Raw genomic sequence first — 25,119 nt, forward strand, 5'->3', positions numbered from 1 at the left:
TTCCTATCGTTCGGTGAGGGCGAGCGTCACGCCGAGCGCGACGAACGTGCCGGCGGCGGATCGGCGCAGCCAGTCGGTGACCCGGGGCCGGGTCAGCACCCGGTCGCGGATCCGGGCCGCGAAGACGCCGTAGCCGCTGAACACCACGAAGGTGAGCAGCATGAACACCCCGCCGTAGGCGAGCATCGCCCGGGTCGAGCCCGGCGCGGCGGTGTCCACGAACTGCGGCAGGAACGCGACGAAGAACAGCGTCGGCTTCGGATTCAGCAGGTTGACCAGCACCCCGGAGACGATCACCCGGATCGCCGAGTGGGGCGGGCTGTCGGTCGTCACCGCGAAGGCGCTGCGATCCCGCGCGATGGACCAGGCCAGGTAGAGCAGGTAGCCGACGCCGAGGTACCGGACGGTTTCGAACGCCGCGGCGCTCGTCTGCAACAGCGCGGCCAGCCCGGTCATCGCCGCCAGCAGGTGCGGCAGCGTCGCCAGCGTGCAGGCGAACGCGGCCAGCACCCCGGCTCGGGCACCCCGGGACAGGCCGGCGGAGAGGGTGAAGATCACCCCGGTGCCGGGGGTGACCACCACGATCAGCGTGGTGATCAGGAACGGAATGGTCACGATCGTCCTCCGGCGGAGTTGGCAGGTCTGGCTCCTGCTCACTCTGCTGCCACAATGGCCCGATGGGCAGAGCCAAACCAACGGCACCTGAGAGGTCCATAACGGCCGGGTCCGACTTTCTGCACCTGACCATCGCCGACGCGTCGCCGGGCGGGCGTGCCGACTGGCTGACCGACCGGCTGCGGCAGGCCATCGCCGAGGGGCGGGTGCCGATCGGTGGTCGGCTGCCCCCGACCCGGGTGCTCGCCGCCGACCTCGGTGTCTCCCGGGGCGTGGTCACCGAGGCGTACCAACGCCTGACCGAGGAGGGGCACGTCACCGGTCGGGGGCGGGCCGGAACGGTGGTCGTCGCCGCGCCGGCCGCGCCCACACCCGCTCCGAGCGCCGCGCCGGCACCGGTCGCGCTCTTCACGCCGGCACCAGGCACCGACATCTTCGAGGCGGTACGCGCGGCGAGCGCGACGATCGACCTGACGCCCGGCGTACCCGACCTGACCGCCTTTCCCCGCGCGGACTGGCTGCGCGCCGAACGGACCGTGCTGCGCCGCCTCGCCGCGGCCGACCTCGGCTACGGCGACCCGTGTGGTGCGCCCGCGCTGCGACAGGCCGTCGCCGCCTGGTTGGCCCGCAACCGCGGCATCAGCGTCGACCCCGTCGAGGTGATCATCGTGGCCGGCGTCTCCCAGGCGCTCGGGCTGCTCGCCCAGGCATTCGCCGCAGCCGGCATCGACCGGATCGCGGTCGAGGACCCGGGGTCGCTCGGCGTGCGGCAGCACCTGAACAACTGGCGGATGGACACCCCGCCGATCACCGTGGACGACGCCGGGCTGCGGGTCGACGAGCTGGCCGCCAGTGGCGTACCCGCCGTGATGCTCACCCCCGCGCACCAGTTCCCGACCGGCGTGGTGCTCGACGGCGACCGTCGCCGCCAGCTCATCGCCTGGGCGCGGGCCGGCGGCCTGATCATCGAGGACGACTACGACGCCGAGCACCGCTACGACCGTCCCCCGGTGCCGGCGCTGCGTGGCCTGTTGCCCGAGCAGGTCTGCTACGCCGGCAGCGTCTCCAAACTGCTCGCCCCCGCGCTGCGGGTCGGCTGGCTGCTCGTGCCGCCGCGACTGCGGGAGGCGGTGGTGGCCGCCAAGCGCAACGCCGACCTGGGCAACGCTGTCCTGCCGCAACTGGTGCTGGCGGAGCTGATGACCTCCGGCGCCTTCGAGAGGCATCTGCGGCTGCTCCGCCGCCGGCACATCCGTCGACGGGACGCGATGATCGCCGCGCTCGCCCGGGAACTGCCGACCGCGACGGTGCACGGCGCCGCCGCCGGGCTGCACCTGATGATCACGTTGGACGAGGTCATGCCGGACACCGACCTGGCCGCCGCGGCGCTGGCGCGGGGCGTCAAGGTGCAGCCGCTCTCCTGGCACTGCCAGCGCCCGTACCGATCGGGCCTCGTGCTCGGCTACGCGGCCCGTACGGTCACCGAGATCGAGGACGGCGTCGCCGAGATCGCCGCCGTGCTCCGCCACCCGCGACGACGTGCCCCGGGCGGCTGAGCGCGGTCAGCCCAGGAACAGCTGGACGAGGACCAGGACGGCGAGCAGCGCCGGCCCGCGTGAGCCCTGGCGCAGCAGGTCGACCGGGACCATCCCGAACGGCGTGTTGACCGTCGCGCCGCCGTAGTCGATCGGCGGGCGGGTGCCGGCCCGAAACGCGGCGAGCACCACTCCGAGCGCCAGCGTCGGCGCCAGCCAGGCCGGCCCCGGGTCGACGGTCGGCAGGGTCAGCAACCACCACAGGGCCGCCCCGACCGCCGGCACCACCACGTGGATGCCGCGCAGCACGGTGTCGCTGCCGCCGAGCGCCCGACGTAGCCCGGGTGAGCGGCTGACCGATCGCAGACCACCGGTCAACCGGTCGACGGCGAGGTAGGCGAACACCACCTGCGCCGCCCCGGCCAGCCCGGGCAGGGCGAGCGCGGCAGCGTACTGGACTCCGATCAGCGCCGCCCAGATCAGCACGGCGCTCGGGTGGCGGCGCAGTCGGCGTACGTCGGCCTGCAGCAGCGCCCACCAGGCGGGGCCGGGCAGGAACCGGCTGCTGCGAACCCGGCCGATCCGGCGCCAGCGCCGGCTCTCCACCAGGCTGGCGAGCAGGCTCGGGTCCAGCAGGATCGTGGCCGTGGCGGCGGCGTTGGCGAACTGGGCGCCGGTGGTCAGCGTGGCCCGGTCGACCCGGGGCAGGGCGCGTACCGCCAGGATCGTGCCCACGACCGCGAGGGGCACCGCGACGGCGAACAGCGCGATGGTCGGCGTCGCCGCCGGCCGGGGCAGCCCGTCGCCCAGGCGACCGACGAGCACCACCAGGGCGGTGATGACGGCCGCTGCCAGCATCGGCGCCGCCCCGGCCAGGGTCGGCCACCGTCGGCCCGAACGGCTGCTCTGGGCCACGACGCTGAGCGCCAGCGCGGCCGCACCCCACCCCGCGCCGGCCGCGGCCGCCCAGCCCAGGGCAGCCGGGTCGCTGACACCGCCGAGCGCCGCCACGGCCACCCCGAGCGCCGCGGTGCCGGCGGCGGCGCCCACCAGCAGGATGGCGAAGCGTGGCGCCAGCCAGGCCCGCCGGTCGACCGGCGCGCTGGTCGCCCAGCTCTGCGTGGCCGGGGTGACCAGCAGAGGGCCGAGCGCACGCAGGCCACGCCAGGCGAGCCCGGCGCCGGCCAGCAGCGCGGCCACCGCCAACCACCACCGCACACCCGGCTCGGCCTGCCCCACCGTGGGGGAATCCAGCAGGTCGCGGCTGGCGCTGATCGCGAACCAGCCGTACATGCCCACGAACAGGACCATGACGTACGCATCGCCCAGCACGTCGCCGAGGGAGTGGTCGTGGTGTCGGCTGCGGGCCCGGCGCAGGTGCGTACGCAGTTGTCGGGCGGTGGGCACCCCGGTCGGCGCGTCGGCGATCGTGGCCGTCGGGGCGGTCACCGGCCGATCTCGATGCGCTCGTCGACCACCGCGTCGATCAGCTCCGGGTCGTGCGAGGCCAGCAGCACGGCGGTGCCGGCGTCCCGTTCCCGGCGCAGCCGGTCGGCCAGCCATTGCCGGCCGCGCACGTCCAGCCGCTGCTCCGGTTCGTCCAGGATCAACACCCGGCGTGGCCGCACGAAACACGACGCCAGCGCCAGCCGGCGACGCTGCCCGCTGGACAGGGTCACCGGCAGCTGGTCGCGGGCCGGCTCCAGACCCAGCTCGGCGAGGACCTCCTCGACCGGCTCGGCGTTACCCCCGTGGGCATACGCGACCAGCTCCAGGTGCTCGACCACGGACAGGTCGGGGAAGAAGTCGATGTCGTCCAGGGCGGCCGCCACCAGCGCCCGCACCTGAGGGTCGGTCTCGTCGGCCCGGAGGCCCTGCACCCGCACCTCGCCCGCGTCCGGCCGGTCGGCGCCGACGACACACCGCAGCAGGGTGGTCTTGCCGCTGCCGTTGGGGCCCAGCACCACCGCGATCCGGCCCGCCTGGAGCGTGAAGCTCACGTCGTCGAGCACGACCAGGTTGCCGAAGTTGCGGCTAAGTCCCCGTACCGAGAGCGCATCCACGATCACAGAGTCTCCCAGACCCGTGCCAGCGGCCAACCTGCGCGACCTACGTCACGCGGTCGGTGGCGTTGTCCTCAAGTCGGGCGTCGGCGGCGCGAAGCGCCTGATTGTCGGCGACCTCCTCGGCCACCGCCGCCGCGTCCGCCCAGTGCCGCCGTGCGTCGGCTCGGTCGCCCAGCGCGGCGGAAGCGTCACCCAGGTACAGCAGGGTACGCGCCAACCCCGCGGTGGGCCGTGTCTCTTCGCGCAGTCGGCGGCTCTCGGCCAGCAGCTCGTACGCCGTACGCGCCTGACCGGGCGTGCTGCTCAACAGTGTCGCCCCGGCGTTGAGCAGTGCCGTCGCCCGGCTGGTCGGGTCGTTGATCGACTCGTACTCGCGAAGCGCGGCCCGCCACGCCTGTGCGGCGTCCAGGTGCTCGCCGAGCGCCGCGTGAACCAGCACCAGGTTGGTCAGCGCCGCCGCGTACCCGCGCGGGTCACCCACCGACCGGAAGGTGTTTGCCGCCCGCACCAGGTGGTGGTGCGCGGTGTCCAGCTCGCCCCGGGCCAGCTGCGCCGCACCGAGGCCCAGGTCGGTGAGGGCGTGCCCGGCGCGGTCGGCCCCGGAGCGGTGCCGCCGGGACATCTCGAGGTGCTCCACCGCGTCATCGAGCTGCCCCAGGTCGAGCAGGGCCAGGCCGAGGTTCAACCGAGCCTGGGCGGTGCCTCCGCGCCCGCGTTCGTTCACCGCGAGGGTGAGCGCGGCCGCCGCGCCCTGCGGGTCGTGCCGGCGCCGGCGAAGCACACCCAGCTCGTTGTGCGCCCACCCGGCGATCTCCGGTCGGTCGTCGGCGGTCGGGGTGGCCAGCACGGTGCGGCAGACCTGCTCCCACTCGTCGAGCCGCTCGACGTACGCCAGCCATCCGCACAGTGCCACGGCCAGCCGGAACCACCACCGGCGTACCCGGCGGGGCAGGGTCTCGGCCGCGCCGGCCGGGACCCGCACCACCGCCAGCAGCAGCTCCTGGTGCAGGTCGAACCAGGCGTACGGATCGTCGTCCAGTGGCAGCGACCACTCTCGGTCCGGTGGGGATCCGAGCACGGCCAGGTTGGCCGCGTGCCGTTCCGCCCGGCGGGCCAGGTGCCGCGTCAGCCGGGCCTGTGCGGCGACCCGGGCCCGGGCCGGATCCGCGTCCCGCAGATGCAGTCGGGCACTGCCGGCGAGCAGCGGTCGGACCTCGAACCGGTCGCCGGGCGCGCCCACCACGAACGCCGCGGCGGCCAACTGGTCGAGCAGCGCGGTTACCAGGTCGAGGTGCCGCCCGGCGAGCGCGGCGATGGTCGGCCGGTCCACGGGAGCGGGGACCAGCGACATCACCCTGTACAACCGTCGGGCCTGGCGGGTCAACGCCCAGTAGGCGATGTCCCGTTCGGTGACCAGACGGGCCGCTGGCGAGATGGCGAGCCGCTGGTGCGGTGGCGTCTGCACCGCGCGGCGCAGCGCGTCCAGCACGTCGGAGTGCCGCCAGCCGTGCTGCGCGGTGCGGTAGCCGAGCGCGCGGACGGTACGCGGCTGCCGCCCGCAGAGGTCGACGATCTCGCGTACCGCCGGGTCGGTGCGCGGGTCGGCACGGCGGACCCGGGCGGCGGGCGCGGCCCCGCCCGCGGTCGCGAACAGCTCCACCGCCTCGGACGTGCCCGGTTCGGCGATCCAGTGCGCGACCACACCGTCCAGGCCGACCAGCGCCGGGCCTCCGGCGAGCAGCAGGCGGCAGGTGCGTGCGGTGGGTGGCAGCAGCGGTCGGACCTGGTCGGGACGGTCGACGTTGTCCAGTACCAGCAGGATCCTGCGACCGTCGAGCTGACCGCGCAACGCGTCGGCGGCGGCGGCGAGCGCATCCGGCCGGCCGGACGCCGGCGGCGCGGTGCCCAGGATCCGGGCCAGCGCGGTGAGCACCTGCCGGGCCGAGCGGGGTCGGCCCCGCCGCCGCAGGTCCAGGTAGTACTGCCCGTCCGGGAAGTCCTCCCGGCACCGGTTGGCGGCCTGCACGGCGCAGGCGGAGGTGCCCACCGCGCGACGGCCCAGGACCGCCACCGCGTGCTCCCGGGCGAGCAGCCCGAGGACCGCCTCGACGTGCTCGCCACGACCGGTGAACTCGGCCGTGTAGGGCAGGGTCGGCGCCCCGGCGGTCGGCGTGGTGAGCACATCCGTTGGTTCGGGGTCGGCCTCCCGGCCGGCCCGGCGGCGGCGTACCTCGTACACCACGTAGCCGACGAAGCCGAGGCCGCCGACGACGGCAAGGGCGATGCTCGCCGGCCCGAGCACGCTGGCCGCCAGCTCGGAGAGCAGGTTGCTGGCCAGGTTGCTGGCCAGGTTGGCGAGGACGCCGCCCACCAATCCGCCGATCCCGACCAGCGCCGGCCAGCGCGGGCTGCGGCGGGCGCGGCCCGGCCCGGTCACCGGACGCCCCCGGAGACGAGCCCGGCGACCAGGTGCCGCCGTGAGAGCACGACGAGCACCACCGGCAGCACGGAGGCGAGCACCGAGCTGGCGGCCAGCGCGCCACTGTTGCTCACGAAGCTGCGGGTCTGCTCGGCCAGGAACGGCCCGAGCGGCGACGCCTCCGGCCCGCTGAACAGCCGGCCCACCACCAGGTCGTTCCAGACCTGGACGAACTCCAACACGGAGACCGCCACGACCGCGGACAGGTTGTGCCGGGCCAACCGGCGCAGGGTGTGCCACCACCGGCGCCCGCCCAGCCGGGCGTCTCGTACCTGCTCGACGGGCAGGTCGGCGAACGCGTTGCGCAGCACCAGCACCGCGAACGGCACACCCAACGCGACGTGCACCAGGGCCAGGCCCTGGGCCGTACCGGAGGAGAGCACCAGGCCCAGCACCTCGTTGACCGGCCCGGCGATGACCTGGACCGGAACGACGCTGGCCGCCAGCAGCAGCAGCCCGGTGGCCTGCGCGGCCGGCCCGGTCAACCAGGCCAGCGGGTACGCGGCCAGCAGCGCGATCACCAGCACCGTGGCGGTCACCGCGGTGGCCAGGAGCAGCGTGAAGCCCAGCGTCCGCCACAGTTCGGTGCCGGTGACGATGTCGCGGTAGGACTCGACAGCCAGTGGTGCTGACCACCAGCCGTGCGCGGCGGCGTCCACCCTTCCATGTGCCGACGTGGCGACCAACACCACCAGCGGCACCAGCCACGCGATTGCGGCACCGGCCGCGAGCAGCCGGAACAGCCGTCGGGGAGGGGCGACGGGACCGGGCTCCGGGGTTGCCTCGGGGCGCGGCGGCGGCCAGGACTGCCGGACGAAGAGCGCGGCCACCATGATCCCGCCGAAGACCGCCACCAGCCACACCACGCCGAGCGCGGCGCCCTCGCCGGTGGTGGTGCCGCCCGACGTCTGCCAGATCCGCAGCGCGAGCACGGAGGCCTCGTCGCGGACCGAGCCGGGGGTCATCACCAGGATCAGGTCGAACGTGCGGCTGGTGCCGACCGCCACCAACGCGAAGACCACGGCGGTCGTTCGCAGCAGCAGTGGCCGCCACTGCGCATCCCACAGCACGTGCCGGCGCCCCCCGCCGTAGGCGCGGACCGCGTCGGCGAGACTCGGCGGCACCGCGTCCAGCGCGGACCGGAAGACCAGCACGGCCAATCCCACCCAGGCCCAGACGAACGCCGACATCAACGCGACGGTGACCAGCCCGGGCCCGAGCAGCTGTGGCGTGTCGTCGGCCGAGCTGCCGGTCAGCCGGGCCGCGACCAGGGTGGCAAGCCCACGGCTCGGATCCGGGTCGTACATCAGCCGGAAGGTGACCCCGGTGACGACCAACGGCAGCGCCACCGGCACCAGGAGGATCAATCGGACCAGGCCGCCCTCCTGGGAGCGGCGGGACGCGGCGGCGAGCAGATAACCGAGTGCCGTCACCACCGCCGGCACCAGCAGCGCCCAGAGGACCGTCCGGCCGACCACCGCGCCGGTGTCCGGTGCGTCGAGCGCGGTCCGGAAGTGCGTAGCGCCGACCCAGCGGCCGTCGGTGGTGACGCTGGCGTGGATGGTGCGGAGCACCGGCCACAGCACCAGCCCGCCGAGCAGCACCGCAGCCGGCAGCAGCAGCGCCGAGGTCGCCCCCGCCGCCGGATACGCCCGGCCCCGCCGGGGAGGCCCGACGTCGTCGAGCACCGCCAGCTCGCCGAGAACCTGGACCCGGCTCATCGGCCGCCACTCGCGCTGCGGGCCGCCGCGGCGAGCTGACCGGTGGCGCGGCGGATCGCCTCGCCGGCGCGGACCCCGTCGGTGACGTCGGCGAAGAAGCCCTGCATGATCCGCCAGATGCCGACGCCGTCGGAGCCGGTGAACGCGCCGGGCAACTGGTCGGAGAGATCGAAACGCAGCGTGCCGGGAGCCCGCATCTCCTCGGCGAGACGCTGGCCCACGCTGTCGGTGTAGCTGTTGATCGAGACGTTGGTGTTGGGCGAGAGGTAGCCGCCGGCGCGCAGCCAGGGCCGGAACGAGTCGGCCTTGGTCAGCCACTCGACCAGCTCGACCCCGCCCCGGGCGTCGGCGAACGCCACGGCCGCGTCCCCGCCGACGATCAGTGGGCCGCCGCCCGGTTGGGCGCCCGGGAACCGGAACGTGGCCGGTGCCTCCGGGCCGCGCTGGAACGGGCCGACGACGTCAGCGGTGAAGTCGGCCCCGACGAGCATCACCGCCCGTCGAGCGTGCACCACCTGGATCACCGACTCCTCGTACTGGGTGAGCAGGGCGCGACGGCCGCCGCCGAGGAACGCGCCGTCGACGCTCCAGAGCCCGGCGAGCCGGTCCAGGGCGTCGCGCACCGGCTTGCCCTGCCAGTCCGCGTCCGGCCTGGCGAGGGTGGTGTAGCCCTCGGGTGCCACGTCGGCCAGGACGTTCTCGAACCAGTCGGTGAGCACCCAGCCGTCCGCCGCACCGAGGGCGAGGGGCGCCGGGCCGTCGTTGCGCCGAGCGAGCGCGCCGAGCTCCCGGGTCCGTTCGACCAGCTCGTCCCAGCTGGTCGGTGGGTTGGGCAGCATGGACGGCAGGTGCCAGACCAGCGACTTGTGGGCCGCCTTCACCCAGACGCCGTAGCGCTGGCCCTCGGTGGTCAGCAGCTTGCTCAGCTCGTCGGGCACGGCGTACTCGGCGGACGGGCGCACCGGGCTCAGCCAACCCCGCTGGGCGTACTCGGTGACCAGGCCGGGGCGGGGCAGGATCGCCACGTCCGGGCTGGTGCCGGCGAGGTGCCGAGCCCGCAGGAACGCGTCGATGTCGTTGCCGGCGCTGACCACCTGCACCGGGGCGGGGTAGCCGGCGACGACCTGGCGGAACCGGTCCAACTCGCTGGTGCTCCACACCACCACGACCTGCACCGACCGGGTCCCGCCGGAGCAGCCGGCGGCCAGGGCGGTGACGCCCGCGGCGGCGGCGCGCAGCAAAGTACGCCGACTCGGTCGGACGCTCGTCGTCATCGGGTCGCCTCGCTCGGCTCGGTGACCAGCTCGTGTCGCAGCGGAATCTCGGCCAGGGTGCCCGGATCGGCGGTGCAGACCAGCACCGCCACCCCGGGGGCGTCCGGTGGGGAGAGCCGAGGCATCAGGTCACCGAGGCGGCTGTCGCCCGCCGAACCGGCCGGCAGGTCGACCACGAGCACCTCGGGCAGGCAGGCCGCCGCCCGGGCCAGCGCCACCCGGAACCGCTGGGCGGCGGAGATCTGGTGCGGTAGCAGGGTGAGGGAGAGCGCCAACTCGAGCCGGTCGACCACCGTGGTCGTCCAGTCGTCGGCCACCTCGTGCACCCGTTCGCGCTTGCGCTGGCCGTACTCGATGTTGCGGCGCACGGTGAGTTGGGGGAGCAGAGCGCCACCGGCGGGCACGTAGCCGATCTGCCGGCGCGGCGGCGGCAGGGCGGTGACGTCCCGGTCGCCGACCAGGATGCGGCCGGTCACCGGGGCGGCGAGCCCGGCCAGCACCCGGGCGACCGCGGTGCCGAAGCGGGGCGGCGCCACCAGGGCGGCGAGTGTGCCGGCGGGAACGTCGATGGTCACCGGCCCGGTGCCGGGGACGGCGACCAGTGCGCGTAGCCGTAGCGTGACCCTCACCTCCGGTGCCTGCTGGTGACCGTCCCAGGGTGGCACACCACGCCCACAATCGATGTCCCTCCGATCTCCACTGTGGCGAGGCAGGAGTGGCTCAACCTGGGGCGTAGAGCGCGGCAAGTCCGGCCGCCGTGGCGGCCAGGCGTTCGCGCAGTGCGACGGGAGTCAGCACCTCGACGTCGGCACCGAGGCGCAGCAGATCACCGTGGGCATGGGTGAGCGACTCGATCGGCAGCACCGCGGTCACCCAGCCCCGCGCGTCCGGTGGCCCGGCGCTGGCGTCCACCGCGGTCACCACCGGATCGCTGCCGATCTCCCGCAGCCGCTCCCGCCCGCCGGGGGAGAGCCGGACCGTGGCCTCGTCGCGGTGCAGTCGGGCCCGGAACTGGACCACGTGCGCCCGCCACCAGGCCGGCAGGTCGAAATCGGCGGGTTGGTCGAACTCCTGCGTCAGCGGGGTCAGCGCGAGGATCTGGTTGACCCGGTAGGTCGCCGGCGCGCCCCGGCCAGGCTGGTCGGCCACCACGTACCACCGGCCACCCTTGAGCACCAGGCCGTACGGCTCCAGCACCCGCGTCACCTCGCCGCTCCAGCTGCGGTAGCGCACCTCGATGCGGTGCTGCCGCCAGACCGCCTCGGCCGTCCGGGCCAACTCGGGGGAGGCGTCGCCGTCGGCGTACCAGCCGGGTGTGTCCAGGTGGAAGCGTTGCTGGAGCTGGGTCGCCCGGTCGCGCAGCGGTGCGGGGAGCGCGGCGTGCAGCTTGAGTTGTAGCGCGGCCACCACGTCGCCGTAGCCCAGCTCGTCGGCGGGGCCGGGCAGCCCGGCCAGGAAGAGCCGGTCGGCCTCCTCGGCGGTCAGCCCGGTCAGTCGGGTCCGCCAGCCGTCGACCAGTTGGTAGCCGCCAGCGTGCCCGGCCTCTCCGTACAGCGGAATGCCGGCGGCGTGCAGCGAGTCCACGTCCCGATAGATGGTGCGGGGGGAGACGGCCAACCGCTCGGCGAGCTGCGCGGCGGTCAGCCGACCGTGCGACTGGAGCAACAGCAGGACGGAGAGAAGTCGACTGGCCCGCACTTCACTGACACTAGCTGTCAGGGGATCGGTCGTACCGTCCCGGCATGCCTTTTCGCGACAAGGATCTGAGAACGCCGGGACCGATCGTGGTGGACGGTCGACAGCTCAAGCGCTACCACATCGACCAGCCGGATCGGCCGATCGAACCGGAGGTGGAGAAGGCCGCGTACGACCTGCTGCCCGCGCTGCTGGCCGACGTCGCCGACGACGGCACCCCGGCCGCCGGCTGGGTGGTGCTGCACCGGGGCGCGGACACCGGCGCGTACCTGCTGGCGTACACCTGGGTGTGGGACAACGCGCTGGAGGTGCGCGTGGCGGCGGCCGGGCAGCCCGCACTGGACTGCCCCGACGATGATCCGGCACACTTCGTCGCACTGCGCCGGCCCGCTGTGGGCTGCGTCTGGGAGTTGGCGGTGCTGGAGCACGAGCGCGCCGCCTGGGTGCGGCACCTGCTGGCGCCGGAGCACCCCGACCTGGCCGGTTACCTGCGCGACACGCGAGCGGAAGGGCCGGTGGGCCACTGATGGGCGACTTCGACTTTTTCAAGGGCACCTGGAACGTCGTGAACCGGCGGCTGCGCAAGCGGCTGGTCGGCTCCGATGAGTGGGAGGAGTTTCCGGGGGTGTCGGTCGCGCACGGCTTCTTCGCCGGCGGCGGCCACTTCGACGAGATCACGTTCCCGACCAAGGGTTCCTCCGGTGCCACGATCAGGATCTTCGACCCGGCCCGGCAGGAGTGGTCGATCTACTGGATGAACAGCGACAGCGGGGTGCTGGAGCAGCCGCCGATGGTGGGCCGCTTCGTCGACGGGGTGGGCCGCTTCTACGCGGACGACCAGCACGAGGGGCGACCGGTTCGGTGCCGGTTCATCTGGTCGGACATCAGCGCGACGACCGCCCGCTGGGAGCAGGCGTTCTCCACCGACGGCGAGCAGACCTGGGAGACCAACTGGGTCATGACCTTCACCCGGGCTTCCGACTAGGGGTTGTCGCGGTGGTTTCCGCCATCCGGTCGCGGTGTTAGTGTCCGTCCACCGCCCCGGATGGAGGAACGCCGATGGCCTCCGACCACGTCGACGTGCTCATCATCGGTGCTGGCCTGTCCGGCATCGGCGCTGCCTGCCATGTGCGCCGTGACTGCCCGGACAAGACGTTCGCGGTGCTGGAGGCGCGCGACGCCATCGGCGGCACCTGGGACCTGTTCCGCTACCCGGGCATCCGGTCCGACTCGGACATGTTCACCCTCGGCTACTCCTTCAAGCCGTGGACCGACCCGAAGGCCATCGCCGACGGCGCGGCCATCCGGAAGTACGTGCGGGAAACCGCCCGCGAGTACGACGTGCAGCCGCACATCCGCTTCCGCCACCGGGTGCTGCACGCCGAGTGGCACAGCGACAGCGCCCGCTGGACGGTGCACGCCCAGCGCACCGACACCGCCGAGACCGTGGTGCTGACCTGCTCGTTCCTGTTCGCGTGCTCTGGCTACTACCGCTACGACGAGGGCTACACCCCGCCCCTGCCCGGTGTCGAGGCGTACGCCGGGCGGCTGGTGCACCCGCAGCACTGGCCCGACGACCTCGATTACACCGGCAAGCGGGTGGTGGTGATCGGCAGCGGCGCCACCGCGGTCACCCTGGTGCCGGCCATGGCGCAGCGGGCCGCCCACGTGACGATGCTCCAGCGCTCACCCACGTACGTCATGGCGTTGCCCTCACACGACCGCCTGGCCGACGCGCTGCGGCGCTGGCTGCCGGCGAAGGCCGCGTATCCGGTGGTGCGCTGGAAGAACGTGCTGCTGTCCACCGTCAACTTCCAGCTCAGCCGGCGTGCGCCCAACCTGGTGAAGCGGATGCTGCGCCGGGCCGCGAGTGGCCGGCTCCCGGTGGGGTACGACGTCGACCGGCACTTCTCGCCCCGCTACGACCCGTGGGACCAGCGGCTCTGCGTGGCACCCGACGGTGACCTGTTCACGGCCGTGCAACAGGGCACGGCGTCGGTGGTCACCGACACCGTCGACACGTTCACCGCGCACGGCGTTCGACTGACCTCCGGCGACGAGTTGCCCGCCGACATCGTGGTCACCGCGACAGGCCTCAACCTGCTCGCCCTCGGTGGCCTGACGCTGCGCGTCGACGGCACCGACGTCGACCTCGCGAGCACCGTCGCCTACAAGGGCACGATGCTCTCCGGCGTGCCGAACTTCGCGCTGACCATCGGCTACACCAACGCCTCGTGGACGCTCAAGGCCGACCTGGTCGCCGGTTACGTCTGCCGGCTGCTGCGCCACCTGGACCGCACCGGCCAGCAGGTCGTCACCCCGCTCCCGCCGCCCGACGACGAGCGGGTGCCGCTCATCGACCTGCGTTCCAGCTACGTGCTGCGTGCCGTCGACGCGCTGCCCAAGCAGGGTGCGAGAGCGCCGTGGCGGCTGCACCAGAACTACCCCCGCGACGTGCTGCTGATGCGGCACGGCCGGCTCACCGACGAGGGCGTGCGGTTCTCCCGCGTCGGCGAGGTGGCCGCGTCCGCCAACCCCCAGCGTCCCGTCTCATTCGATCGTCGGTAACCGCGAGGAGAGGAGCACCGATCGTGCAGAGGTTCGACTTCGCCGGCGCTACAGCTGTGGTCACCGGCGCGGCCAGTGGCATCGGTGCGGCGCTGGCGCACGCGCTGGCCAGCCGAGGCAGCAACCTGGTCCTGTTGGACCGCGACGCCGAGCGGCTGGACGCGGTCGTCGCCGCCATCCGCGCCGACCACCCGGACCGTCAGGTGCACACCTACGTGGTGGACCTCGCCGACGCGGCGGGCATCGCCCGGGTGGCCGTGGAGATCGGCCAGCGGCACCCGCGCATCCGGTTGCTGGTGAACAACGCCGGTGTCGGCCTCGGCGGTCGGTTCGACCAGGTGACGTTCGACGAGTTCAGCTGGGTGATCGACATCAACTTCCGGGCCGTGGCGCAGTTGACCCACGCGCTGCTGCCCGCTCTCCAGGCGGAGCCGGGTGCGCATCTGGTCAACGTCTCCAGCCTGTTCGGGCTGATCGCCCCGGCCGGGCAGGCCGCCTACTCGGCGAGCAAGTTCGCCGTACGCGGCCTCACCGAGGCGCTGCGACACGAGCTGGTCGACGACGGCATCGGGGTGACCTCGGTGCACCCCGGCGGGATCCGCACCCGCATCACCGAGAACGCCAGGATCGGCAGCGGCGTGTCGATCGAGGAGTACACCGCCGGTCGGGCGCAGTTCGAGAAGCTGCTCACCATCGCGCCGGAACGGGCCGCCGAGGTGATCCTGCGCGGCGTCGAGCGGCGTCGGGGCCGGGTGCTGATCGGCTGGTCGGCGAAGGTGCCCGATCTGCTGGCCCGGGTCCTGCCGGCCTCGTACAACCGGCTGCTCGTCACCGGCCTCAACCGGGGCGTCGCCCGCCCGGCGCCGCCCGCCCCCGGTGTGCCCGCGCAACGCCCCGCCGACGCCGCCGTCGATCCCGCCCGTGAGGTGGCGTGACCGGTTACCCGGTCACTTCTCTCCGCGCGGCGCGTAGTCAGGCCGGGGCGGTCCGGGCCGCCGTCGCGCTCGGCCCGACGTCGCGGCGGCGCAACAGCACGGTCACCGCCACGAGGGCGACCAGCAGCCCCGCGAGCACGTAGACCGGGGCCGGGCCGAGCGGCGCGAGCAGCGCCAGCAGCGCGACGACCGGGAAGGCCACGACCACCGCGCCGTGCTGCTGCTGGCGTACGTGCAGCACCCAGACCGTGAGCAGGAAGACGGCGATCGGGACGGCCACCGCGTACCCCGCGGTGATTTCGGAGACGTGCGCGAGGTGCCGCTTGAGGTCCACCGACACGCCCAGGCCGGCACCGACCGCGGCGACCGCGGCGAAGATCAGGTAATGGCCATAGCCCCAGATCAGGGAGTACGGCAGCCGGTCGGGCGCCTCGTTCGGCCGGTCGAAGTAGAGCCACCAGAGCGCGAACACGATGACCGCGCCGGCCGCCGCGAGCGACCAGAGGCCGTGCTCCCCGGCGTCGAGCCCGGTCTGGATCGCCACCGAGATGGCCAGGACCGTCTCGCCAAGCACGATCAGGGTGAACAGCCCGTACCGCTCGGCGATGTGCCGGGGGTGCCACGGGGTCATGCCGGGGCGTTCGGCCACCGCCGGCACCAGCAGATCGGCCAGCCCCAGCAGCACGAACGACGCGACACCCCACTCGGCGGGCAGCAACAGCCGCAGCAGCCAGCCGAGCTGCACGACGGTCACGCCGATCGCGTAGCGGCGCGCCGCCGCACGGTGCGTCGGGTCGCCGGCGGCCGCTCGGCTCCACTGAACGACGGCGGCCAGACGCATCACCACGTACCCGTACGTGATGACGGTGAAATCGCCGTCGGCGAAGGCGCGCGGCACCCCGGCCGCCAGGATCAACGCTCCGGAGATCTGCACCAGGGTGGTGATCCGGTAGACGTCGTCGTCGGTGTCGTAGGCCGAGGCGAACCAGGTGAAGTTCATCCACGACCACCAGATCGCGAAGAACACCATGACGTAGCTGGTCGCCGCGTGGCCGAGGTGGCCCTCGGCGACGTCGTGGTGCAGGCTGCTGGCCGCCTGCGCCACCGCCACCACGAAACAGAGGTCGAAGAAGAGTTCCAGCGGGGTGGCCGCGCGGTGCGGCTCGTCGCGGCGACGAGGCCTCATCGGCCGGTAGAACGGCCGCACCTCACGACGCTGGGTCACCGCAGTCCTCAGGCCGCCCGCCGGGTCAGTGGTGCCGACGACCGTGGGTCAGCCCCTCCAACACCAGCGTCAGTCCGGCCCCGACCAGCCAGACGTCCTTGGCGAGCCCCGCGCCCTGCTGCGTCGGGCGTACGCTGCCGGGCTCCCGCATCCCCGGCGTCTTCAGATACAGCTGCACCAGGCCCGCGCCGAACGCGGTCAGGCCGAGCCCGACCAGGGGCGCCGGGACGAACGGCGCGAGCAGCGCGGCCCCGAGCGCGATCTCCGAGTACGACAACAGCTTGGCGAAGCGTGCCGGCTCCAGTTGGCCGAACTGGGGCATGGCGGCGACCGCCATCCCGTGCATGCCCTCCGCAGCGGCGCCCTCCAGATTCCGCTTGCCCAGACCCGAGTTGAGAAAGTACGCGCCGATGCTGAGCCTCAGCGGCAGGTGCGCGAGCTTCATGGTCACTCCCGATGGCCGTGGTCGAATGCGGCCCGCGTACCCGACGCGGGGCGCGATAACCGCCGGGTGGGCTGGGCCGGCCGTGGTGGTCGCGGTAGGTTCGCCAGGGGCCCACCGCCGAGCCCGTGGCACACCCGCCTGCCCGGCACCGGACCCCGCCGCAGACCACCAGCAGGAGGCGAAGTGAGCCAGGAAGTCCGGGGAGTCATCTCCCGCAGCAAGGGCGCGCCGGTCGAGGTCACCACCATCGTGGTGCCCGATCCCGGGCCTGGTGAGGCGATTGTCCGGATCCAGTCCTGCGGCGTCTGCCACACCGACCTGCACTACCGCGAGGGCGGCATCAACGACGACTACCCGTTCCTGCTCGGCCACGAGGCGGCGGGCATCGTCGAGCAGGTCGGTGAGGGCGTCACCGACGTCGCCCCGGGTGACTTCGTGGTGCTCAACTGGCGTGCGGTCTGCGGGGTCTGCCGCGCCTGCCGCCGGGGTCGCCCCTGGTACTGCTTCAACACCCACAACGCCACGCAGCGGATGACCCTGACCGACGGCACCGAGCTCGCCCCGGCGCTGGGCATCGGCGCGTTCGCCGAAAAGACCCTGGTGCACGCCGGCCAGTGCACGAAGGTCGACCCGGCCGCCCGACCCGCCGCCGTGGGTCTGCTCGGCTGCGGCGTGATGGCCGGGCTGGGCGCGGCCATGAACACCGGCAACGTCACCCGCGGCGACTCGGTCGCGGTGATCGGCTGCGGCGGCGTCGGAGACGCGGCGGTCGCCGGTGCGGCACTGGCCGGCGCCACGACGATCGTCGCGGTGGACACCGACAGCCGTAAGTTGGAATGGGCCCGCAAGTTCGGCGCCACGCACACCGTGAACGCCTCCGAGACCGACCCGGTCGAGGCGATCCGTGCCGCCACCGGTGGCTTCGGCGCCGACGTGGTGATCGACGCGGTGGGCCGACCGGAGACCTGGAAGCAGGCGTTCTACGCCCGCGACCTGGCCGGCACGGTGGTGCTGGTCGGCGTCCCGACCCCGCAGATGCAGATCGAGCTGCCGCTGCTGGACGTCTTCGGGCGTGGCGGCGCCCTCAAGTCCAGCTGGTACGGCGACTGCCTGCCCAGCCGGGACTTCCCGATGCTCACCGAGCTGTACCTGCAGGGCCGGCTCGACCTGGACGCGTTCGTCACCGAGGAGATCGCGCTCGACCAGGTCGAGAACGCGTTCGAACGGATGCACCACGGTGACGTGCTCCGTTCGGTGGTGGTGTTCCCGTGACCGCCCGGGTCGACCGCGCGGTCACCGCCGGCACGTTCTCCCTGGACGGGCAGACGTTCGACGTGGACAACAACGTCTGGGTGATCGGCGACGACAGCGAGTGTGTCGTCCTGGACGCGCCGCACGACGTGGCCGCGATCCTCGCCCTGGTGGGTGACCGGCAGGTCACGGCGATCCTGGCGACCCACGCCCACGACGATCACGTCCGGGTGGCACCCGAGCTGGCCGAGGCCACCGGCGCGCCCGTGCTGCTGCACGCCGCCGACCGGGTCCTCTGGGACATGGTCCACCCGCACCTGCCGCCGCATGGCGAGCTGCACGACGGGCAGAGCATCGAGGTGGCCGGCACCACGCTGCGGGTGCTGCACACCCCCGGGCACAGCCCCGGCGCGTGCAGCTTCCACGCCCCGGACCTGGGCGTGGTGTTCACCGGCGACACGCTCTTCGCCGGCGGTCCGGGTGCGACCGGCCGCTCGTACAGCGACTTCGACACCATCGTCCGGTCGATCCGTACCCGCCTGCTCACCCTGCCGGCGGAGACGATCGTGCACACCGGTCACGGCGACGACACCACGATCGGCGCGGAGGCTCCGCACCTGGAAGAGTGGCTGGCCAGGGGCCACTGAACCCTGGCCGGCACGCGCGCGGTCGACGGCTCAGCGCTCGTCGACCGCGCCCAGCAACGGCTTGATGTCCAGGACCGGGGTGCCGTCGAGGGCCTCCAGGTCGGCCACCTCGACGCGCAGCCCGTCCACCGCCAGGACCCGCACCCGGTGCAGCCCGATCGGATTGGGCCGGTGCGGGGCGCGGGTGCTGAACACTCCTGTTTCCGGCCGGCTCTCGTCGCCGCGCGGGTGCACCGCCAGCACATCGCGCCGGGCGCGGTCCAACCAGGTCAGCACCAGCAGCTCCGCCCCCACCCGCAGGTCGCGCAGGGCCCGGCCGACCCGCGGGTCGAAGACCAGCCACGCCGTCGGCGCGCCCTCGTCGCCCTGGCGTGGCGCCTCCGCCATGTCCGTCAGCGGCGAGACGACCCGGCCGACCGGGCGCAGCAGGTACGAGTCATCGCTGGCTTCCTCGACCACGGGCGCTCCCCTCTGGACGCTCTCAATCTAGTCTCACCGCGACGCTAGGATCCCGCTCATGGTCGCCGACTCTCCCGTACCCGTTGTCCGTCAGCTGCGCCTCGTGGTGGAGGCCGCCGACTACGAGGCCGCCGTCGCGTTCTACCGCGATGCGCTCGGCCTGCCCGAGGAGGCGGCGTTCAGCGGCGACGGGGACGCGCAAGTGATGATTCTGGAGGCCGGACGCGCCACCCTGGAGATCGCCAACCCGGCGCAGAAACGCATGATCGACGAGGTCGAGGTGGGTCGGCAGGTCGCGCCCCGCATCCGGGTGGCCTTCGAGGTGGACGACGCCGAGGCGACCACCACCCGACTGGTCGCCGCCGGGGCGAGCGAGATCGCGCCCCCCACGCGCACGCCTTGGCAGTCCCTCAACTCCCGTCTCGACGCGCCCGCCGACCTGCAGATCACCGTCTTCGAGGAGCTGCGTACGCCCGACGAGCGGGCCGGGACGGACGGCTTCGGACGTGACGGCGACCGCTGAGTCGGGCAGGTTGCGCGCCGAGGCTCTCCCCACGGCGCAGACGGCGGCGCTGGCGTACGTGCGGTCGCTCGCCGTGGCCGAGCGTCCCGCCGCCCTCGCCGCCATTGCCCGGGAACTCACCACCGCTGGCGTCCGTCACCGGCCGGAGCAGTTGCTGGCCGAGGTCCTCCAGTTCGGCCGGCTCACGGTCAACTTCCACCCCGACCGTTTGTGCGTCGACGGGCGGACAGTCGCCGCCGCGCTGGCCGACGACGGGGCGTACCGCAGTCAGTTCGTCACCGGGATCTCCAACGGCGGCCTCACCGCGTACCCCGGCGGCGATCGGGACCGCTGGGAGCAACGGATGTTCGACGGCGCGTACCAGCGGCCGGAGGTGACACGGGAGCAGCGACCCACATACGGCGGAATCAACCTGCTCGACCACGCGGACGGCGCCTGCCCCCGTTTCGGCTCCTGTCATCTGCGGCTGCGCCCGGAGGTGCTGACCCGGGCGACCTTCTGCCTCGGCGACAGCCACCTTGACCCGCGTACGGTGGGCACCGGCGATGCCTTCGAGGCGGTGCTCGCCGGGCTCCTGACCGGCACCGCCGCCACCGGTGAATGCCTGGGGCGCACCGGCCTGGACGTCGCCACCCTGGTCCGGACACTGCTCGCCGGGCCGACCACTGCGCCCACCGCCGGTCGCGCGCTGGACGACTACGTGGAGGCCCAGATCCACGGCGTCCTCGACCTCGCTCAGGACGTCGAGGAACTGGTGGTGGATCCGTCCTTCGCCGGCACCGAGAACGGCGCGACGCTGGCATTGCTCGCTCAGCGCTACGGTTTTCCGCTGCGGTGGCACCCCGGCTTCGCGCTGGCGGTCAACCGGGTCGACCCGGATTTCCGGGGCCCAGCGATCCCGGTGCTGGCGGAGCGTCTGCACCGGGAGTTCGCCCGACCGGGTGATCCGGTGGACGCGGCCCTGATCGGTCGTGGCGCGGTGTCGGTGGTCACCGAGCCGACACGCTGGGCGGACCGGGGCTCGGCCACGGAGACCCTGCAGCACCTCAAACAGCTCTGGCACGTCCTCGTCCGGTACGGCACCCCACACGTCGCTTGACGGCAGATCACCCGGTTGTCCAGTTCCGGGCGGCTCGTTCCGGGCCGGCTCGGTCCGGTCGGCTCGCTCGGGTCGGGCGGCTCGCTCCGGCCGGCGGGAGATCGACTCCACATCCCCGATACGGGGGCATCCGGCCGCCGCGACACCACCAGATCGCCGACGTGGAGTGGATCACGCCCGTCCGGGCGGAAACGCGTCGATCCGACGGCGCGGCTGAGCCGACTGTCCGATTCCCGGGGGTGACCGGGACCGCACCTTGGCGGTGCACCGGCATTTCCGGAATGCCCGACACCTGAACCCGGTTGTGTCCCCCGTACCGCCGGAGCCCAAACCCTTTCCGCGGTCATCTCCCGAGGAGTGTTCACCCCGGAGCACTCCGCACGATCGAAAGGGCAACCATCGTGAAGGCCGACTTCACTCGATGGCTCCCCGCCATCGCTAAGGACTCGTACCGCAAGACCGCGCTGAGCGTTGCGGGTGTTGCCGCCCTCGGCGGCCTGGCGCTCGCACCGACTGCCGCCGCGGCCCCGGTCACCTCCGGGCCGCACGAGGGCGCTGTCGCCGCCATCGACCTCGCCACCGGCAACGCCGCCACCTCCGCACGTCAGGAGGACCAGCCCGTCGAGTCCGGCCTGACCACCGGCTCCGCCACCGGCAAGCCGCCGGCCGGCAAGCCGAGCCGCGCCGAACTGATCCCGCACGGCATCGAAGGTGCCCAGTCGCGCATCCCGCTCGACGACGCACAGCTCGACAACGCGCGGGCAATCGTCGACGTGGCGAAGAAGACCGGCGTCGGCGACCGTGGCGCGGTGATCGGCGTCGCCACCTCGCTGCAGGAGTCGAAGCTCTACAACCTCGGCCACCTCGGCGCGTACAACGACCACGACTCGCAGGGCCTGTTCCAGCAGCGCCCGTCGTCCGGTTGGGGCACGCCCGAGCAGATCACCGACCCGGAGTACTCCGCCACGGCGTTCTTCAGCGCACTCAAGAACGTCGGCGGCTGGGAGGATCTGCCGCTGACCGCCGCCGCGCAGACCGTCCAGGTCTCCGCCTTTCCCTACGCGTACGCGCAGTGGGAGGAGCAGGCGGCGGACGTCGTCCAGCAGCTCTGGTGACACCCGCACATCCGACCACCGGCCGGCACCCGTTCAGGGGGCCGGCCGGTGTCGTCGTGTCCGGGTACCTCAGCAGGCGGCGTAGAGGCGGCGGGTGCCGACGCCGGCGGCGTACGCGGCCCGATCGCTGAACCGGCAGCCATAGTCGGGCCGGGCCACCACCGCCGGGTCGGTCACGGTGTCGCCGGCCGGGCGCTTGCCGGTGCGTATCCAGGACATCAGATCGTCCCAGGCGGCGCCGGCCTCGGTCGGGGTGAACTCGCAGTGCTGCGTGGCCCGGATGGCCCGCTGGACCACCAACTTGCTGCGACCGTGCCGCGCCACGTCGGTGGCGTACGCCTGCTCCATGCTGAACGGCACGAACAGGTCACCGAGGCCGTGCAGGCTGAGCACCGGCGCGGTGGGTCGACCGGCGATCCGCGGCACCTCGGTCAGCGTCGGCAGGAGCCGCTGCACGACGTTCTCCGGGGCGACCCGTTGCACGGTCGCGTTGACGTTGACCGGGCTGTTCGGGGTGTAGCGGGTGAAAAGATTGGTGGAAAGCTGCCCGGGCCGCTGCCCGGGGGTGACACCGCCGCTGGTCACGCTGATCGAGAAGAGGAAGTCCTTCCACACCGCGAACGCCGCGTCGGCACCCGGCCGCGGCCCGCCCGAACGGTTCACCGTGATCGCCCGCAACTGCTTGCCCCGGTCGGTGGTGGTGTCCGGCCCAGTGGGGGTCAGCCCGGCCAGGCCGAGCGCCACCTGGATGCGGGGCACCGCGTTGGTCAGGTAGTCGGCCGGCGTGGGATACGCCGGCACCCCGCTGAGGGTCTGCGCAACCAGGTTGTAGTCCAGGTAGAAGTCGAGCAGGGTCTGGTCGCCGAGCACCCCGCACATCGGCAGCGCCCCGTCGTAATAGCCGGGATACTGCTCCAGCGAGCGACCGATGACGTACCCACCCATCGACACCCCCGCGAGATAGGTGTGATGGGGCCGCCGGACCGTCCGCCCGAAGTGGTCGGCGAGATCCTTGGTGCCCAGCACCCCGGAACGGATGTCGAAGCCGTTGCGGTCGTACGAGGATGACGCCCACGCGTACCCCTGCTCCAGCAGACGCTGCCGCAACCCGAAGCCCGGCGCCTCCGGCGAAAGCACCGTGCCCTGGCCGCGGTAGCCGTGCGCCCACAGCACCAGGTCACCGTTCCACCGGGCGGGAACCTCGATGATGTACCCGGCGTGGCGGTGCACGCCCTGGCGTACCGTCGTCGGTTTGCCACCCACCACCAGCGGAGCCAGGGGCGGATTCTCGATGGTGTACCCGGGCAGCGGCTGGCCACCCCCCGGGTCGCGACCGGTGGCGCTGGCCGGCGCAGCGCCGACCAGCCCGACCGCAAGGGTCAGCGTCGCGGTGGCGGCGAGCAGACGGCGGAGGGTACGAACGGGTACGGACAGCATCGATGCTCCCCATCGGACGGATGTCGCCCGGGGGCGACGAGGCGGGACGGTTGCCTACGGGCCGGTAGCGCCCTGAACCTAGGACCGCCTTAGACCAGTGTCAATGGCTGCGCTGATCGGCCGGTCAAGCACGGCTGTCCGGCTGATCAGACCAGTCCGTACGCCTGGACGGGTGGCCCGGGGTCTTTCCGCAGCCGCTGCTCCGACCGGGGTGCTGCCGACCCTTCTCGTCGGCCGGGTGGCTTCTCGTCGGCGCCGCTTGTCGGGGGCTGGGGACGTGCCGGGGCCCGCACGATCGGAGGCCTGCAGGTGCCCGGAGGTCAGCACGTGTCGGGAGCCTGCTTGTGTCGGGAGCCTGCTTGTGTCGGGAGCCTGCTTGTGTCGGGAGCCTGCTTGTGTCGGGAGCCTGCTTGTGTCGGGAGCCTGCTTGTGTCGGAGGCCTGCTTGTGTCGGGAGGCCCGCTTGTGTCGGAGGCCAGCACTTTGTCGGAGGCCTGCGCGTGTCGGAGGCTGGCATGGCACCGCCGTACCCGGTTGCGCGGGCGGTGGGGCGGTCGGGTTGACTGGGCGCCGTGGACGAGTCGATCTGGGAGGCGGCCCGAGCGTCGCGCAGCTGGTTGGACGCGGCGAACGGTACCGGGCAGACGGAACTTACCTGCCGCATCCTCAAGTTGACCGAGGAAGCGGGGGAGGCGTCGGCCGCCTGGATCGGTCTGCTCGGGCAGAATCCGCGCAAGGGCGTCACCCACACCCGCGACGACGTCGCGGCGGAGTTGGCCGACGTCGCCTTTACGGCCTTGGTGGCCATAGAGAGCCTGGGACTGGACGCACAGACGGTCCTGGACGCCTGCGCCGCGAAGGTCCGGTCCCGCCTCCCCGAGTGAGGGTGGCCCCGTCGCACCGGACCGCCTGGCCCACCCGGCCGCTCGGCCACCCACGCCGCGCTGGCCACCGACGCCCCTCTGGCCCACCCCGGCGGTCGCCCACGCGTCGCCGTCGGTGGCCGGGCACGGGCCTCCCGGATGATCGGCAGCACGCAAGCCGCTCTGGCCCACCCGCGCCGCTCTGGCCACCCAACGCCGTTACGGCCGCGCACGCCGTTACGGCCGCGCACGCCGTTACGGCCGCGCACGCCGTTACGGCCGCGCACGCCGTTACGGCCGCGCACGCCGTTACGGCCGCGCAGGCCGCTCGGCCCGCTCTGGACACCCCCACGCCGCTCGGCCGCGCAGGCCGCTCGGCCACCCCGGCCACGGGCGGTTGCCGGGCCACCCGATCGTCTGGCGAGGTCTCCGGCCCAGCACCTGCAACCTGTCACCCACCCACACGGTCGGTTGACTCAGAGTCGAAAAGGGCCTTTTGTTCGTTCCCGTGCACGACGGCCTGACCGGCATATCCATGATCGACACGACATCGCCGATGTGGGGGTGTCCGGGGCGTGTGATGCCCCGACATCGGCGATATGGAGTGGATCATGCCCGTGGTCGGTGTCTGAGGCGCCGCCCGGTGGGCTATCTGGGTGGTTTGTCCGGTCCCGGCCGCCTCTGGGTTGTGACCGGTCGCACCCGTGGCCTGGAATCATGGCCGGCCCGGGGTCGTTACATACCCTGACGATCGCAGCACCACGGCCCGCCACCCCGCGCCTCGGGGTTGGAACGCCGACCCCCCGGGTTGGAGCGCTGAGCCCTCGCGGTTGGAGCGCCGGGCCCCCGGGGTTGGGATGCCAGGCCCCGCCCGGTCGTTGCAGCCACCTGCGAACGGCCGCCCGGTCATCGCTTCCTTGTGGGTGCCGGTGGATGGGCCGCCCCCGGAATGACCCCGGCCCGCCGGTCGTTACACCTGGACCCGGCGCCATGAGCACTCCGCTCGTAGGCCGCCGACCCCGGCGCCCCAAGCCACCCCCGGCCCGTAGGCGCCGAACCCTCAAAGACTTTCCCCCCTGATTTTTGATGCGCCCGGACGAGGTGCTCACACCCCGCACGCCGGTTCCCCCTTTTGTGGCGGCTGGGTGTCCTTACCCCCGAAGGAGCT

23 protein-coding genes are annotated in these 25,119 nt (G+C 73.0%); 11 read left to right on the forward strand and 12 right to left on the reverse strand.

Translation table 11 applies throughout. The features are described 5' to 3' along the window. Positions 1 to 3 precede the first annotated feature (3 nt). Positions 4 to 615, reverse strand: coding sequence for a LysE family translocator (locus ABZS37_RS25610; RefSeq protein WP_355172906.1), 612 nt, complete (start codon positions 613 to 615; stop codon positions 4 to 6). 62 nt (positions 616 to 677) lie between these two features. On the opposite strand from ABZS37_RS25610, the gene ABZS37_RS25615 reads away from it, so the two are divergent. Continuing rightward, positions 678 to 2,171 carry a PLP-dependent aminotransferase family protein gene (locus ABZS37_RS25615; RefSeq protein WP_355172908.1) on the forward strand — a complete coding sequence of 498 codons (1,494 nt, stop codon included), beginning with the start codon at positions 678 to 680 and terminating at the stop codon, positions 2,169 to 2,171. Positions 2,172 to 2,177: 6 nt separating this feature from the next. Here the strand turns inward: ABZS37_RS25615 and ABZS37_RS25620 are convergent, their stop codons facing one another. The 7 genes from ABZS37_RS25620 to ABZS37_RS25650 all read right to left on the reverse strand — a co-directional run bounded on the left by ABZS37_RS25620 (position 2,178) and on the right by ABZS37_RS25650 (position 11,388). Further along, on the reverse strand, positions 2,178 to 3,599 hold the full coding sequence (locus ABZS37_RS25620) for a DUF6297 family protein (protein ID WP_355172910.1): 1,422 nt from the start codon (positions 3,597 to 3,599) through the stop codon (positions 2,178 to 2,180). Beyond that, entirely contained in the window at positions 3,596 to 4,219 is a 624-nt protein-coding gene (locus tag ABZS37_RS25625) for an ABC transporter ATP-binding protein (RefSeq protein ID WP_355172912.1), read from the reverse strand. Before ABZS37_RS25625 ends, ABZS37_RS25620 begins: the two co-directional genes overlap by 4 nt. A 40-nt stretch (positions 4,220 to 4,259) precedes the next feature. Then, positions 4,260 to 6,653 (reverse strand): tetratricopeptide repeat protein, encoded by a 2,394-nt coding sequence (locus tag ABZS37_RS25630; RefSeq protein ID WP_355172914.1) that lies wholly within the window; start codon positions 6,651 to 6,653, stop codon positions 4,260 to 4,262. Next, positions 6,650 to 8,416: a hypothetical protein gene (locus ABZS37_RS25635; protein WP_355172916.1), complete on the reverse strand. Its 1,767-nt coding sequence runs from the start codon at positions 8,414 to 8,416 to the stop codon at positions 6,650 to 6,652. Before ABZS37_RS25635 ends, ABZS37_RS25630 begins: the two co-directional genes overlap by 4 nt. Further along, positions 8,413 to 9,690 (reverse strand): extracellular solute-binding protein, encoded by a 1,278-nt coding sequence (locus ABZS37_RS25640; protein WP_355172918.1) that lies wholly within the window; start codon positions 9,688 to 9,690, stop codon positions 8,413 to 8,415. Before ABZS37_RS25640 ends, ABZS37_RS25635 begins: the two co-directional genes overlap by 4 nt. Continuing rightward, positions 9,687 to 10,319, reverse strand: coding sequence for an ATP-binding cassette domain-containing protein (locus ABZS37_RS25645; protein ID WP_355172920.1), 633 nt, complete (start codon positions 10,317 to 10,319; stop codon positions 9,687 to 9,689). Before ABZS37_RS25645 ends, ABZS37_RS25640 begins: the two co-directional genes overlap by 4 nt. A 91-nt stretch (positions 10,320 to 10,410) precedes the next feature. Further along, positions 10,411 to 11,388, reverse strand: a complete 978-nt coding sequence (locus ABZS37_RS25650; protein ID WP_355172922.1) for a WYL domain-containing protein — start codon at positions 11,386 to 11,388, stop codon at positions 10,411 to 10,413. A 44-nt stretch (positions 11,389 to 11,432) separates the two neighbouring features. Between ABZS37_RS25650 and ABZS37_RS25655 the strand changes: the two genes are divergently transcribed. The 4 genes from ABZS37_RS25655 to ABZS37_RS25670 all read left to right on the forward strand — a co-directional run bounded on the left by ABZS37_RS25655 (position 11,433) and on the right by ABZS37_RS25670 (position 14,888). Continuing rightward, the gene (locus ABZS37_RS25655) at positions 11,433 to 11,912 is read left to right on the forward strand and encodes a hypothetical protein (RefSeq protein ID WP_355172924.1); all 480 of its coding nucleotides are present in this window, start codon (positions 11,433 to 11,435) and stop codon (positions 11,910 to 11,912) included. Then, on the forward strand, positions 11,912 to 12,370 hold the full coding sequence (locus tag ABZS37_RS25660; RefSeq protein ID WP_355172926.1) for a hypothetical protein: 459 nt from the start codon (positions 11,912 to 11,914) through the stop codon (positions 12,368 to 12,370). The genes ABZS37_RS25655 and ABZS37_RS25660 overlap by 1 nt, the downstream gene beginning before the upstream one ends. 74 nt (positions 12,371 to 12,444) lie before the next feature. Further along, the gene (locus tag ABZS37_RS25665; RefSeq protein ID WP_355172928.1) at positions 12,445 to 13,953 is read left to right on the forward strand and encodes an NAD(P)/FAD-dependent oxidoreductase; all 1,509 of its coding nucleotides are present in this window, start codon (positions 12,445 to 12,447) and stop codon (positions 13,951 to 13,953) included. Between the two features lie 23 nt (positions 13,954 to 13,976). Then, on the forward strand, positions 13,977 to 14,888 hold the full coding sequence (locus tag ABZS37_RS25670; protein WP_355172930.1) for an SDR family NAD(P)-dependent oxidoreductase: 912 nt from the start codon (positions 13,977 to 13,979) through the stop codon (positions 14,886 to 14,888). Positions 14,889 to 14,925: 37 nt separating this feature from the next. Here ABZS37_RS25670 and ABZS37_RS25675 read toward each other — a convergent pair whose 3' ends face one another. Together ABZS37_RS25675 and ABZS37_RS25680 are read right to left on the reverse strand one after the other, a co-directional pair. Continuing rightward, entirely contained in the window at positions 14,926 to 16,113 is a 1,188-nt protein-coding gene (locus ABZS37_RS25675; protein ID WP_355172932.1) for a low temperature requirement protein A, read from the reverse strand. 25 nt (positions 16,114 to 16,138) lie between these two features. Beyond that, a complete protein-coding gene (locus ABZS37_RS25680) occupies positions 16,139 to 16,558 on the reverse strand; it encodes a hypothetical protein (RefSeq protein WP_355172934.1) in 420 nt (139 codons plus the stop codon). Positions 16,559 to 16,741: 183 nt separating this feature from the next. On the opposite strand from ABZS37_RS25680, the gene ABZS37_RS25685 reads away from it, so the two are divergent. After that, positions 16,742 to 17,830, forward strand: a complete 1,089-nt coding sequence (locus ABZS37_RS25685; RefSeq protein ID WP_355172936.1) for an S-(hydroxymethyl)mycothiol dehydrogenase — start codon at positions 16,742 to 16,744, stop codon at positions 17,828 to 17,830. Further along, the gene (locus ABZS37_RS25690) at positions 17,827 to 18,456 is read left to right on the forward strand and encodes an MBL fold metallo-hydrolase (protein WP_355172938.1); all 630 of its coding nucleotides are present in this window, start codon (positions 17,827 to 17,829) and stop codon (positions 18,454 to 18,456) included. The genes ABZS37_RS25685 and ABZS37_RS25690 overlap by 4 nt, the downstream gene beginning before the upstream one ends. Before the next feature lie 30 nt (positions 18,457 to 18,486). Here ABZS37_RS25690 and tsaA read toward each other — a convergent pair whose 3' ends face one another. Further along, complete coding sequence (gene tsaA, locus ABZS37_RS25695) at positions 18,487 to 18,915, reverse strand: tRNA (N6-threonylcarbamoyladenosine(37)-N6)-methyltransferase TrmO (RefSeq protein WP_355172940.1); 429 nt, start codon at positions 18,913 to 18,915, stop codon at positions 18,487 to 18,489. A gap of 58 nt (positions 18,916 to 18,973) precedes the next feature. Between tsaA and ABZS37_RS25700 the strand changes: the two genes are divergently transcribed. From ABZS37_RS25700 to ABZS37_RS25710, 3 genes are all read left to right on the forward strand, one after another. Beyond that, on the forward strand, positions 18,974 to 19,438 hold the full coding sequence (locus ABZS37_RS25700; RefSeq protein ID WP_355172942.1) for a VOC family protein: 465 nt from the start codon (positions 18,974 to 18,976) through the stop codon (positions 19,436 to 19,438). Continuing rightward, on the forward strand, positions 19,422 to 20,537 hold the full coding sequence (locus tag ABZS37_RS25705; protein ID WP_355172944.1) for a DUF3626 domain-containing protein: 1,116 nt from the start codon (positions 19,422 to 19,424) through the stop codon (positions 20,535 to 20,537). The genes ABZS37_RS25700 and ABZS37_RS25705 overlap by 17 nt, the downstream gene beginning before the upstream one ends. A gap of 401 nt (positions 20,538 to 20,938) precedes the next feature. Beyond that, entirely contained in the window at positions 20,939 to 21,652 is a 714-nt protein-coding gene (locus ABZS37_RS25710; RefSeq protein ID WP_355172946.1) for a hypothetical protein, read from the forward strand. A gap of 69 nt (positions 21,653 to 21,721) precedes the next feature. On the opposite strand, the gene ABZS37_RS25715 is transcribed toward ABZS37_RS25710, so the two are convergent. Beyond that, positions 21,722 to 23,089 carry a hypothetical protein gene (locus tag ABZS37_RS25715; RefSeq protein WP_355172948.1) on the reverse strand — a complete coding sequence of 456 codons (1,368 nt, stop codon included), beginning with the start codon at positions 23,087 to 23,089 and terminating at the stop codon, positions 21,722 to 21,724. 571 nt (positions 23,090 to 23,660) lie between these two features. Here ABZS37_RS25715 and ABZS37_RS25720 point away from each other — a divergent pair. Further along, positions 23,661 to 23,972 carry a MazG-like family protein gene (locus ABZS37_RS25720; RefSeq protein ID WP_355172950.1) on the forward strand — a complete coding sequence of 104 codons (312 nt, stop codon included), beginning with the start codon at positions 23,661 to 23,663 and terminating at the stop codon, positions 23,970 to 23,972. Positions 23,973 to 25,119: the final 1,147 nt, after the last annotated feature.

Source organism: Micromonospora sp. NPDC005413 (genome assembly GCF_040606435.1).
In the GTDB taxonomy this organism is placed as follows: Bacteria; Actinomycetota; Actinomycetes; order Mycobacteriales; family Micromonosporaceae; genus Micromonospora.

Bases quoted from the DNA above. Each gene is read 5' to 3' on its own strand.
- ABZS37_RS25615 (WP_355172908.1), top strand. From the start codon at position 678: ATGGGCAGAGCCAAACCAACGGCACCTGAGAGGTCCATAACGGCCGGG.
- ABZS37_RS25635 (WP_355172916.1), bottom strand. From the start codon at position 8,416: ATGAGCCGGGTCCAGGTTCTCGGCGAGCTGGCGGTGCTCGACGACGTC.
- ABZS37_RS25640 (WP_355172918.1), bottom strand. From the start codon at position 9,690: ATGACGACGAGCGTCCGACCGAGTCGGCGTACTTTGCTGCGCGCCGCC.
- ABZS37_RS25655 (WP_355172924.1), top strand. From the start codon at position 11,433: ATGCCTTTTCGCGACAAGGATCTGAGAACGCCGGGACCGATCGTGGTG.
- ABZS37_RS25660 (WP_355172926.1), top strand. From the start codon at position 11,912: ATGGGCGACTTCGACTTTTTCAAGGGCACCTGGAACGTCGTGAACCGG.
- ABZS37_RS25665 (WP_355172928.1), top strand. From the start codon at position 12,445: ATGGCCTCCGACCACGTCGACGTGCTCATCATCGGTGCTGGCCTGTCC.
- ABZS37_RS25680 (WP_355172934.1), bottom strand. From the start codon at position 16,558: ATGAAGCTCGCGCACCTGCCGCTGAGGCTCAGCATCGGCGCGTACTTT.
- ABZS37_RS25700 (WP_355172942.1), top strand. From the start codon at position 18,974: ATGGTCGCCGACTCTCCCGTACCCGTTGTCCGTCAGCTGCGCCTCGTG.
- ABZS37_RS25715 (WP_355172948.1), bottom strand. From the start codon at position 23,089: ATGCTGTCCGTACCCGTTCGTACCCTCCGCCGTCTGCTCGCCGCCACC.